This window comes from Sorangium sp. So ce362, assembly GCF_051519845.1.
In the GTDB taxonomy this organism is placed as follows: Bacteria; Myxococcota_A; Polyangia; order Polyangiales; family Polyangiaceae; genus Sorangium.
Genome location: NZ_CP150332.1, coordinates 7,033,213 through 7,044,586 on the forward strand (window position 1 = coordinate 7,033,213; position 11,374 = coordinate 7,044,586).

Annotated in this window: 6 protein-coding genes; 4 read left to right on the forward strand and 2 right to left on the reverse strand. The window is 73.1% G+C overall.

Translation table 11 applies throughout. The features are described 5' to 3' along the window. The first annotated feature begins 49 nt into the window (after window positions 1-49). Window positions 50-2,737 carry a protein kinase domain-containing protein gene (locus tag WMF17_RS26805; protein ID WP_437643977.1) on the forward strand — a complete coding sequence of 896 codons (2,688 nt, stop codon included), beginning with the start codon at window positions 50-52 and terminating at the stop codon, window positions 2,735-2,737. Window positions 2,738-2,991: 254 nt separating this feature from the next. Beyond that, window positions 2,992-3,972, forward strand: coding sequence for a GDSL-type esterase/lipase family protein (locus tag WMF17_RS26810; protein ID WP_437643979.1), 981 nt, complete (start codon window positions 2,992-2,994; stop codon window positions 3,970-3,972). Window positions 3,973-4,000: 28 nt separating this feature from the next. Here WMF17_RS26810 and WMF17_RS26815 read toward each other — a convergent pair whose 3' ends face one another. Continuing rightward, window positions 4,001-4,816, reverse strand: coding sequence for a hypothetical protein (locus tag WMF17_RS26815; RefSeq protein ID WP_437596012.1), 816 nt, complete (start codon window positions 4,814-4,816; stop codon window positions 4,001-4,003). A gap of 545 nt (window positions 4,817-5,361) precedes the next feature. Between WMF17_RS26815 and WMF17_RS26820 the strand changes: the two genes are divergently transcribed. Further along, window positions 5,362-9,591, forward strand: coding sequence for a TOMM system kinase/cyclase fusion protein (locus WMF17_RS26820; protein WP_437643981.1), 4,230 nt, complete (start codon window positions 5,362-5,364; stop codon window positions 9,589-9,591). A 132-nt stretch (window positions 9,592-9,723) separates the two neighbouring features. After that, a complete protein-coding gene (locus tag WMF17_RS26825; protein WP_437643983.1) occupies window positions 9,724-10,188 on the forward strand; it encodes a BMA_0021/BMA_0022 family TOMM bacteriocin in 465 nt (154 codons plus the stop codon). A gap of 1 nt (window position 10,189) precedes the next feature. Here the strand turns inward: WMF17_RS26825 and WMF17_RS26830 are convergent, their stop codons facing one another. Then, entirely contained in the window at window positions 10,190-11,362 is a 1,173-nt protein-coding gene (locus WMF17_RS26830; protein WP_437596015.1) for an amidohydrolase family protein, read from the reverse strand. Window positions 11,363-11,374: the final 12 nt, after the last annotated feature.

Genomic DNA, 11,374 nt, shown 5'->3' on the forward strand with positions numbered 1-11,374 from the left:
CCGCTCCGCCTTGCCATGCGCTCGGGTGAGGGTGCATCCTGACCAGCCCATGCTGCCCGGCAGGCTGCTCGACGACCGCTTCGAGCTGGCGGAGGTCGCCGGCTCCGGAGGGATGGGCACGGTCTACCGGGCCATCGATCGCGCGAGCGGAGAGGTCGTCGCGGTCAAGCTGCTGCGCCGGGTGGACGCGCGCGCGGAGGCGCGCTTCCTCCGCGAGGCCGAGGCGCTGTCCCGGCTCACGCACCCGCACATCGTGCGGTACGCGACGCACGGCGTGGCGCCGACGGGGGAGCCGTACCTCGCGATGGAGTGGCTCTCCGGCGAGAGCCTCGCGGATCGGCTGTCGCAGCAGGAGCTGCGCGTCGGCGAGAGCGTCGCCCTCGCGCGGAGGGTGGCGGACGCGCTCGGCGCGGCGCACGCGCGCGGGATCGTTCACCGCGACATCAAGCCGAGCAACCTCTTCCTGGTCGACGGCGCGCTCGATCGGGTCAAGCTGCTCGACTTCGGCATCGCGCTGCTCTCGGACGCCACGTCCCGCCTGACGGGGACGTCGGCGGTGCTGGGCACGCTGGGCTACATGGCCCCGGAGCAGGCGCAGGGCGACCGGGCGGTGGTCGATGCGCGCGCCGACGTCTTCTCGCTCGGCTGCGTGCTGTTCGAGTGCCTCACCGGGCAGCGGGCGTTCCGCGGGCAGCACCTCTCGCTCGTGTGGAAGCTGCTCCTCGAGGAGCCGCCGCGGGCGACGGACCTGCGGCCCGAGGTGCCCGAGGCGCTCGACGCGCTCCTCGCGCGGATGCTGGCCAAGGACCCGTCGGGGCGACCCGAGGACGGCGCGGCCGTGGCGCGCTGCCTCGACGCGCTCGGCGCCCTGGGAGGGGGCGGCGCCCCCTCGCGCCTGCCTCGCGCCGAGGCCATCAGCGCGAGGGAGAGGCGGCTGGCCTCGATCGTGGCGGTCCGGGCCGCGCAACCGTCGTTCTGCGCGACGACGGAGTCCCTCGATGTGCGCGCGCCGCCGCCGGGCGCGCTCGCCGCGGTGCGCCGCGCGACCCTGCCGCTCGGCGCGCAGGTGCAGGAGCTCGGCGACGGGAGCGTGGCGGCCATCGCGGCGAGCGCGGGCGGCGCGACCGACCAGGCGGCGCTCGCGGCGCGCTGCGCGCTGCAGATCCGCGCGCAGCTCCCCGGCGCGGCGGTCGTGCTGGTGACGGGGCGGGGCGAGACAACGGGGCGAGCGCCGTTCGGCGAGGTGCTGGACCGGGCGGCCGCGCTGCTGGAGGAGGCCGCCGCGCCCGCGCCCGCGCCCGCGGACGGCGGGCGCGGGGGCGTCCACATCGACGCGGTGACGCGGGCCCTGCTCGACGCGCGCTTCGAGGTCGTGGCGCAGGACGGGATCGCGCGGCTCGAGGCCGAGAACGAGATCGGCGAGGGGGCGCGCGAGCTCCTCGACAGGCCGAGCCCCTATGTCGGGCGCGAGCGGGAGCTGCAGCAGCTGCTCGAGCTCGTCGACGACAGCTTCACCGAGCGGCGCGCCGCGGCGGCGCTCGTGACCGCGGCGGCGGGCATGGGCAAATCGCGCCTGCGCCACGAGGCGGTCGAGGCGCTGCGCCGGCGTCACCCCGGCCTGGTGCTGAGCGTCGCCCGCGGCGACCCCCTCGGCGCGGGCTCCGCGCTCGCGATGCTCGCCGGAGCGCTGCGGAGCGCGCTCGGGATCGCCCCCGACGAAGCGCTCGACGTGCGGGGGGAGAAGGTCGCGCAGGCGCTCGGGCCGCTGCTCGCGGGCGAGGAAGGGCGGCCGGCGGCCGCGGTCCTTGGCGAGCTGCTCGGCGTCGCCCCTCGGGACGCGGCCGCGCCGGCGCTGCGGGCCGCGCGGCGCGATCCGGCGCTGGTGGCCGAGGAGAGCCAGCGCGCGTACGTCGACCACGCGCGGGCAGTGACGGGCGCGCGCCCCATGCTCGTCGTCCTCGAGGATCTCCACTGGGGTGACGCGCCCTCGGTGAGGATCTTCGATCGGGCGCTGCGGGAGCTCGGCGATCGCCCCTACGCGGTGCTCGCCTTCGCCCGGCCCGAGGTCCACGCGCTGTTCCCCCAGCTCTGGGCCGAGCGGGGGCTCTCGGAGCTCCGGCTGCGCGAGCTGCCCGCCCGGGCGGCCGAGCAGCTGGTGCGGAGCGCGCTCGGCGCGTCGCTCGCGGCCGAGCAGGTCTCGGCGCTCGTGCGGCGGGCCGGGGGCAACGCCTTCTGCCTCGAGGAGCTCATCCGGGCCGCGGCGGAGGGGCGCGGCGGCGCGCCGCCGGAGACGGTGCTGGGCATGGTGGAGGCGCGCCTCGCGGCGCTCGGGCCCGAGCCGCGGCGGCTGCTGCGGGCGGCCAGCGTCTTCGGGGAGGTCTGCTGGGCGGGGGGCGTGCGCGCGCTGCTCGGCGCGCCGGCACCGAGGGCGAGCGAGCGCGATGCGTGGGCCGAGCTGGTCGATCGGGAGGTCCTGGAGCGTCGGCCGAGCTCGCGGTTCGCGGGCGAGGAGGAGCTCGCGTTCCGCGATGCGCTCCTGCGGGAGGGCGCCTACGCGATGCTCACCGATCGCGACAGGACGCTCGGCCACCGGCTCGCCGGGGCGTGGCTGAAGGAGGCCGGCGAGCAGGACCCGGAGGTGCTGGCCGAGCACCTCGCGCGGAGCGACGAGACCGGGCCGAGGAGCCCGGATCGCGCGTTGGGGTGGAGCGACCGCCGTGGTAGGGGCGTCGCATGAGCGCGGTTTGCAGCTCCAGCGCGGGCCGGCCGACGAGGCGCCGGGCCCCGGAGGCACCTCCGCCCGCCGACGGGTTTCAATGACGCCTCAAAAATGCACCGGGTGGCCCGGGAAATGCGCCGCGGTCGACGGCTTCGAGAAAAAAGCGCCCATCCGTGATTGATTGGAAGGCGTCCCGGATACAGGGACGCTGAAGGAAAGGCTCGTTCATGCACTGGGACGTTGGATCTGCCGCTCGTCGGAGGGTGGCCCGGGTGTCGTGGGTCACGCTGCTCGCCCTGGCCTGTTGCACGGATCCGGGGGCCTCCGGGGACGGCACCGGAGCTGGAGCGGGAGGGGCCGGCGGAGGCGCGTCGCCCGAAGCGAGCAGCTCGAGCGCCGGGAGCACCGTGGCGTCGACGGGGACCGCTGGCAGCGCCGGGGCCGGCGGTGACGCGCCCGCCGGAGCGGGGGGCTCGGGCGGCGATCCCGGCGGCGGCGGGTCAGGCGGGATGGAGCCGCTGCCGAACATCACGATCTGGATCGCGGGCGACTCCACGGTCGCCAACGGGCAGACCCCCTGCCCGGCGGGCTGGGGCGGCCAGTTCGCGGCGCTGTTCGACGAGCGGGTCACCGTCGTGAACCGCGCCGTCGGCGGCCGCAGCGTGCGGACGTGGCTCTACCACGTGCAGACCGCCATGGATAGCGCGGGGGAGTGCGTGCTCGATCGCGACTCGAGCGGCGAGCCCGTGCTGCAGGACAGGTGGACTGAGATGCTCGACGGCATGAAGCGGGGAGATTACCTGTTCATCCAGTTCGGCATCAACGACGGGTCGCGCACGTGCGACCGGCACGTGGGGCTCGACGCCTTCAAGAGCAGCTACGGGATGATGGCCCTCGCCGCGCAGGAGCGAGGCGCCCAGCCCGTGTTCGTGACCCCCGTGAGCGCGATCGCCTGCAATGGCAGCACGGCCCGGGGGACGCGCGGCGGGTATGTGACCGCGACCCTCGAGGCGGGCGAAGAGCACGGCGTGCCGGTGATCGATCTCCACGAGCACAGCGTCGCGCTGTACAACACCCTCGGCTTCTGCCCGGTCCCCGGGGGAGACGTGAGCGGGACGACCGGAGGGCCGGTCGGCGAGTTCTTCTGCGATGATCACACGCACTTCGCGCGCTCCGGCGCGGAGCAGATCGCCAGGGTCGTCGCCGGCGCGCTCCGCGCTCAGGAGCTCGGCCTGGCCGCGTACCTCGAGTGACCCCGCGCCGGCGCGGCGCGGGAGCCCCTCAGAAGCCGATGTCCTCACGGATGGCGGCCACGATCTTGCAATGGTTCACGAGATCGTCCGTCGTCTTGACCTCGCTCGTATAATTGAGACCGTACGGCCAGAAGTGCTGGCTGTCCGCGTGCACGACATCGCTCTCGTTCCCCGTGATGGCCCTGAGCTGGCGCGTCGCCGCATCGCCCGTGAAGATGCCGTCCTTCACCAGCGCCACGAACTCGAAGCTGCCGACCCCCAGGGTGTGGCCGATCTCGTGCATGGCCGTGATGTGATTCATGGAGGCGAGCGAGCCGAACCGGATGGATCCATTGACGTTGCCGTCGGCCGTCGCGACCGATGGCACGTAGGACACCGACAGGCTCTTCTCGATGCTCGTGTGGCAGTTGTAGTGCGACAGCGCCTCATCCATGGCGCTCGTGATCATGTCGTACGCGGACTGCTGCTCTGCCGTCGGCGCAGGCGCCTTCGCGAGCGTGTAAGAGATCCCGCCCATTCCCACGCAGCCGGTCCCCTCGCCCCCGCCCGCGCCGCCCGCGCCCGCGCCGCCCGTGCCCCCACCGCCGGTGCCCCCACCGCCGGTGCCCCCGCCGCCCGTGCCCCCGCCGCCCCCCTCCGCGAGGCCTCCCGCGCCGTCGTCCCCGCCGGCGCTGCTGCTGCTGCTGGCCGAGGTCTGTCCGCCGGAAGCCGCCGCGCCGCCGCTCCCGCTGGCGACGCCGCTGTCGTCGGTGCCCGCAGGGCTGTCACCCGACCCCGAGCACGCGACCGGACCGGCCGCCGCGAATGCGAGCAAAACGATGTTCGTCGCCAGTTGCCTCAGCATGTTTCGCACTCCTTCCAAAGAACCTTGCGTCGTCGCTCACAGGCCGTGGGGCGCTCGCGGCGCATCGCGCGACAGCTCGCCGACGAAGCCCGCGCCCTCGCCCTCTCACCGGCGGCGTCAGAGGTCAATTCGCTGCAGATCGCAGGGATTGAATCGGCAGCTGCGGTAGAAGATTCCAGCGGCCTCGGACAGCTCCGGACGAGCCCCGCCGCCGCCCGGTGAGCGGCGCGCCGCCCCGCGCGCACCGGTCCGCCTGCCGGCCGCGGCGCTCCCGCGGCGCCGGTCGGGCGCGAGCGCGATTCTGAATTTCTTCATCAGGTGCGCCGGAACCGGACGACCCTCGACGGACGTCCGAGGCTCCACACCTTATATGAGCTACCGTGAGCAGCGAGGTCGGCCGTGGATAAAGCCTTATTGACGAGGTCGACAGCCGCCCTGCGCAAGCGCATCATCGACCAGGCGAGCCGTCCGGCGCCGCGCGCCGCTCCTCCCGGAGCGCGCCCGCTCGCCCTGCCTCGCCGCGCCGCCCAGCAGAGGGAGCGACGATGAGCCGGACCGCCATCGGCCCGGGAGCCGTGTTCCAGGAGCGCTACGAGATCGTCTCCGCGCTGCGGGAGAGCGGGTTCGCCGACGTCTACAAGGGGCGTCAGCTCGCCACCGGGCAGATGGTGGCCATCAAGGTCATGCGACCAACCGGGGGCGGCAAGCCCGCCGACGTCGCCCGGCGCTGCGCTCGCTTCCACCAGGAGGCGCGGTTCTGCGCGCAGCTCCACCACCCCAACATCGTCCGGCTCATCGACGCCGGACAGACGGACGAGGGCACGCTCTACACCATCTTCGAGTTCGTGCCCGGCAAGAACCTGGCAGAGGTGCTGGCCGAAGAGATCGCCCTGGAGCCGCGCGAGGCGCGGCACCTGATGCTCCAGATCCTCGACGCGCTCGGCTGCGCCCACGGGCAGAACGTCGTCCACCGCGACCTCAAGCCCAGCAACATCATGATCGTCTCGACCGGCGCGCGGCGCAACGCGCTGGTGCTCGATTTCGGCATCGGCGCGCTCATCGCCGGGGCCATGGAGGGCATCGACGCCAAGCTCACCCCGAGCAACGAGATCCTCTGTACGCCCGCCTATGCAGCGCCGGAGCAGCTCCTCGGGCAGCCGGTGAGCGTGCGTTCGGATCTGTACGCCTGGGGGCTCGTCTTCCTGGAGTGCCTCACCGGGCGGCCGTCGATCGCCGGCAGGTCGCTGCAAGAGGTGCTCTTGCGACAGGCCAGCTCCGAGCCGATCCCGATCCCCGCGGTGCTCCTCGGGCACCCGCTCGGCACCCTCCTCAGGCGCGCGACCCTGAAGAACGTGTCCGATCGCGTCGTCACCGCCTCCAGCCTGCTGCGCGCGCTCGAGGCCTGCGACGTCGAGGAGCTGAGCCGTGAGGACCTCGTCGCGCCCGCGCGAGCGCTGGACCCACCGATGGCCCCGGACGCGCCGGAGGGGGACGGCTGGGTCCAAAGCGCCAGCGAGACGGCGCCGCTCGCTCGGCTCCCGCGGGAGGGCCGGGCGACGCCCAGCGACCGCGCGGCGGCAGATACGCTGCCTTCCCCGGCGACACCGCGCCTGGACGACACGCCCTCTCCCCTGGAGGGGGAGCGCGCCGGCGGCGCCAGCGCCGCGTGCCTCGACGGCGAACGGCGGCCGCTCACCGTCGTCTGCTGCGCCTTCACCACCTCGGGCGCCGGCCTGAAGAGCGCCGACGTCGAGGAGCTCGACGACCTGCTCGGCGAGCAACAGGACGTCTGCTCCGAGATCGCCCGCCGCCACCGCGGGCGCTTCGCCGGCGCGCTGGGCGATCAGATCCTGCTGCATTTCGGCTACCCGTCCGCGCAGGAGGACGACGCCCGGCGCGCCGCGCGCGCGGCGCTGGAGATCGTGGAGGACGTCCGCGCGCGCAGCGCGCGCCTGGAAGCGACGCGGGGCCTCTCACTCGAGGTCCAGGTCGGGCTCCACACCGGCCTCGTGATCGCCGGCCAGTGTCCACGCTACACACAGCACCTCGGGACGACACCGCAGATCGCGTCCCGGCTGAGCGCGCTCGCGGCCCCGGGCACGATCGTTGTGAGCGGCGACGCGTTCAGGCTGCTCCGGAGCCGGTTCACGCTCGAGCAGGTGACGTCGCACGACCTCTCGTATGCGGACCGCCCGGTCGCGATCTACCGCATGGGGCAGGAGATCGCTGTCGCGCCCCAGGACCAGGACACCGCAGGCCGGGATACGGAGCCGCTGATCGGCCGGAGCCAGGAGCTCGATCTCCTGCTCCAGCGCTGGGGCCAGGTCCGGCAGGGCATCGGGCAGAGCATCCTCGTCACCGGCGGGCCCGGGATCGGCAAATCCCGCCTCAGCTGGGAGCTCGCCCGGCGGCTCCACGGCGACTGGCACAGCTGCCTCGAGTGCCGCTGCACCCCCGACCGGCGCAACAGCGCGCTCCACCCGATGATCGAGCTGCTCGATCGGCTGATCGACCCCGGCCGGGACGACGCGCCGGGGCGCCGGCTCGCCCGGCTCGAAGGGCTCCTGTCCCGCCGCGGCTTCGACCTGGAGGAGACGGTGCCGCTGTTCGCGGCGCTGCTGTCGATCCCCCTGGAGGCGCGCTACTCCGCCCCGCAGGACCCGCCGCCGCGGCAGAAGGAAAGGACGCTCAACGCGCTCGCGACAATGCTCTTCGACATGGCCGAGGAGCGGCCCGTCCTGTTCATGGTCGAGGACCTGCAATGGGCCGATCCGACGAGCCTGGAGTGGCTCGGGATGCTGATCGTCGACGTGCCCTCGACGCGGCTCATGGCGCTCCTCACCGCGCGGCCGGAGTTCTCGCCGCCCTGGTCGACGTCGGGCATGCTCCAGATCCAGCTCGGCCGCCTGGATCGCTCGCACGTCGAGCACATGGTCGCGCGGCTCGCCGGCGGCCGCTCGCTGCCCGAGCCGCTGCTGGCGCAGGTGGTCGAAAGGACCGACGGCGTCCCCCTCTTCGTGGAGGAGCTGACGCGGATGGTGCTCGAGTCCGGGTCCCTCGTGGACGAGGGGGACCATTACACGCTCTCCGAGCCGATCTCGGCGCTCGCGATCCCGACGACGCTGCGGGGCCTCTTGATGGCGCGCCTCGACCGGCTCGGCAGAGCCAAGGAGACGGCCCGCATCGCCGCGGTGCTCGGCCGGGAGTTCAGCCTGAAGGTGCTCAGCGCCGTGTCCACGCTCGACGGGGAGCTGGTCCAGGAGGACCTCGATCGGCTGATGGCCGCGGACCTCGTCCACAGGAAGCGCCGGCTGAACAACCCGACCTACCTGTTCAAGCACGTGCTCATCCGGGACGCCGCCTACGAGTCGCTCTCGAAGCGGAGCCGGCAGAAGCTGCACGCCCGCGTGGCCCGGACGCTCGAGGAGCGCTTCCCCGAGATCGCCGCGGCGCGGCCCGACCTGCTCGCGCACCACCACGCCGCCGCCGAGCAGAAGCAACAGGCGATCGCCTACGCGGAGACCGCGGCGGAGCGCGCGCTGAAGCGGCCGGCGAACGCGGACGACAACGAGGCCGTCCTTCATGTGACGCAGGCGCTCGGCTGGCTCGAGGCCATCACGGACGACCGGGAGCGCGCGCTCGCCGAGCTGCGCCTGAACAGCCTGCTGATCATGGCGCTCCTGGAGCGCCGCGGGTACATGCTCCAGGAGCTCGCGGCGGCGGTGAAGCGCTGCGAGGAGCTGAGCGACGCGTTCGGGGACAGCCCGATGACCGCGCCGACGCTGTGGGCAATGTTCTGGTACCACAACTTCCGGAGCCATCGGCGCGAGGCGCGGGCGCTGACGGAGCGGCTGCTCGGGATGGCGACGCGGTCGCAGGACACCGGCCAGCTGGTCGCGTCGACGGTGCTGCTGGGGAATTGCCTGTTCTTCGAGGGGAAGCTCGCCGAGGCTCGCCCGCACCTCGCGCGCGGCATCGCGCTCTACGACCCTGCGCATCGGGAGCAAGTCGCCCTGTATGGCTTCGATCCAAAGACCAATGGCCAGTACACGCTCGCGCTGTTGCTCTACCTGATGGGCAGCCCGGCGCAGGCGTTCGCCCAGGGGGAGGCGGCGGTGGCGTGGGCGCGCGAGCTCGACCACCCGAACACCCTCGGGATGGCGCTGCTCCACCTGGCCGGCGTCTATCACTACGGCCACGAACGGGAGAAGGTCGCCGCGGTGACCGACGCTCTCGTGCAGCTGACCGAGCGCCATCTCCTCTGGTTCAAGGAGCTCTGCTGGGCCATGCGCTCCTGGGCAGAGCGCGACCTCGAGAAGCTGAGGCGGGATGTCGAGGCGATCCGGCGCACCGGTCAGAAGATGGGATTGCCGTACTGGCTCTCTCTCGTGGCGGAGCTCGAGGCCGAGCGCGGGCAGCACGAGGCCGCGGTCGAGCGGCTCGCGGGCTGCTTGCTGCTCGCCGCGGAGCTGGGCGACGTCTACTACGTGCCGGAGCTCTACCGCCTGAAGGCGCTGTCTCTCCGCGCCTGCGGCGCCCACGCGGAGCAGGAGAGCGAGCGCTGCCTGCGTCAATCGATCGCGATCGCGCGCGAGCAGGGCTCGCGGATGATCGAGCTGCGCTCGACGCTCTCGCTCTGCCGTACCCTCGTGCGGCAGGACCGGCGCGACGAGGCGCGCCCGCTGCTCCGGGAGATCGACGGCTGGCCTGTCGAGTGCGCCGATCTGCCCGAATTTGCCGAGGCGCGCACGCTGTACCAGGAGCTGGCCGGTTGAGCTGTCACGGCACCTTCTCGAGCGCCTTCGACACGGCACCTTCTCGAGCGCCTTCGATCTCCCGCGGAGGGCTCGACGGGGGGCGGCGCCGGCTCCATGGTTCCCGGGGCGCCTGCACGGATGGAGACAGCCATGTTTTCCCCTCAGTCATCCAAATACGAGTCTGGGACGTCGGAGACCGAGAGCACAAGGGCGCAGGTCGAGGGTGGAGGCGGTTCGGTCGAGATGCGCCCGCCGCGCGAGCGAGGCGCGACGGAGGACGAGCTCCTGGAGCTGGAGTCCGCGTGGCTGCGCGCCGTCGCGCTCACCTGGGAAGACCCGGCGCAGCTCGCTCGGCTGAAGAGGGATCCGCGGGAGTTCTTGATGGCCTGCTGCAGCTATACGCTGCCGCCGGGGATCGAGCTCACCCTCCGCGAGGCGCGGGAGCCGGGCTCGCCCAGCGGCGACGGGTGGCGCTTCTGCGAGCAGCGCAAGGGCTGGGATCCATCGGCGAGCGCCCTCACGCTCTATATCCCACCGCCGCCGGAGCTGTCCGAGCGTCCCGTCGCGCTGGCCGAGCTCGCGAGCGACGCTTCGCTCTCCGTCCTCATCTGCTGAGTCACGCCTCGATCCCGTAGAACCTGGCGGCGTTGTCCCAGAGGATCTTGCGGAGGGCGTCGCCGGGGAGCCTGCCGCGGAGCGCGAGCGCCCGCTCCACCATGCCCGCGTCGTGGTCGATGTGGGGGAAGTCCGTCCCGAAGATCGCGTTGCCCTCCCCGAGCCACGGGATCGCCTGCGCCAGCAAAGGCTCGTCCGGCTCGATCTCGATGAAGCACTGGCGGCGGAAATACGCGGACGGCTCGCGGCGGACGTGCGGCGCGACCTCGTCGGCCAGGCCGCGGTACTCGATCTCGTCGAGGCGCCAGAGCCAGTAAGGCAACCACCCGCAGCCGGCCTCGAGGAAGGCCACCCGCAGGCGGGGGTGGCGCTCGAGCACGCCGCCCTCGATCAGCGCGAGCAGCGCCATCATCTGCTCCATCGGGTGCGAGCAAGCGTGCAGGGCGAAGCGGCTGCGAAAGCGGTCCGCGCCGGCCGCCGGCAGCGAGGCGTGCGCGCCCTCGTGGAGGGCGACCGCGATGGAGCGCCGCTCGCACTCGGCCCAGAACGCCTCGTAGGCAGGGTCGCCCAGCGTCCGGCCCGCGACGGGGTTCGGCCGGAGCACGACGGCGCGGAAGCCGAGCGCCACCGCCCGCGCGAGCTCGGGCACCATCTGCGCCGGATCGTGCGGGCTCATCAGCGCCACGCCCCGGAGGCGCCCGGGGTCGTGATCGCAGAAGCCGCGCAACCAGCTATTATAGGCCCTCGCAAAGGCGCTCGCAAGCGGCGGCTCCAGATGGGCCATGCCGAGGAGCATCAGCGCGAGGGTCGGGTACAGGAAGGCCACGTCGATGCCCTCGCGGTCCATGTCCTCGACCTGCGTCCGGGGCAGCTCGAGCGGGCCGAGCCGCGCGAGCCGCCCGGACCGCCGGCGGGCGGCCGAGGCGAGCGCGCGCCATGTCCGCGCGCTCATCCGGTGATGGAGCGGCTGTCCATCCACCATCGGCTGCGGAGGGAGCGAGAGCAGGCCCTCCGGTCCGGGGTACGCCACGCGGTCGGCCAGGGGCTCGCCCTCGCCGGTGTACGCGAGGTACGGCGCGTGAGCGCGGAGCTCCGGATCGAGGTGGGACTTCCACAGATCGAGCGGCTCGATCACGTGACGATCCGCGTCGAGGATGCGATGGCCGTCGCGCATGGGAGGGGGTCT

Bases quoted from the DNA above. Each gene is read 5' to 3' on its own strand.
- WMF17_RS26830 (WP_437596015.1), bottom strand. From the start codon at position 11,362: ATGCGCGACGGCCATCGCATCCTCGACGCGGATCGTCACGTGATCGAG.
- WMF17_RS26815 (WP_437596012.1), bottom strand. From the start codon at position 4,816: ATGCTGAGGCAACTGGCGACGAACATCGTTTTGCTCGCATTCGCGGCG.
- WMF17_RS26805 (WP_437643977.1), top strand. From the start codon at position 50: ATGCTGCCCGGCAGGCTGCTCGACGACCGCTTCGAGCTGGCGGAGGTC.
- WMF17_RS26820 (WP_437643981.1), top strand. From the start codon at position 5,362: ATGAGCCGGACCGCCATCGGCCCGGGAGCCGTGTTCCAGGAGCGCTAC.
- WMF17_RS26825 (WP_437643983.1), top strand. From the start codon at position 9,724: ATGTTTTCCCCTCAGTCATCCAAATACGAGTCTGGGACGTCGGAGACC.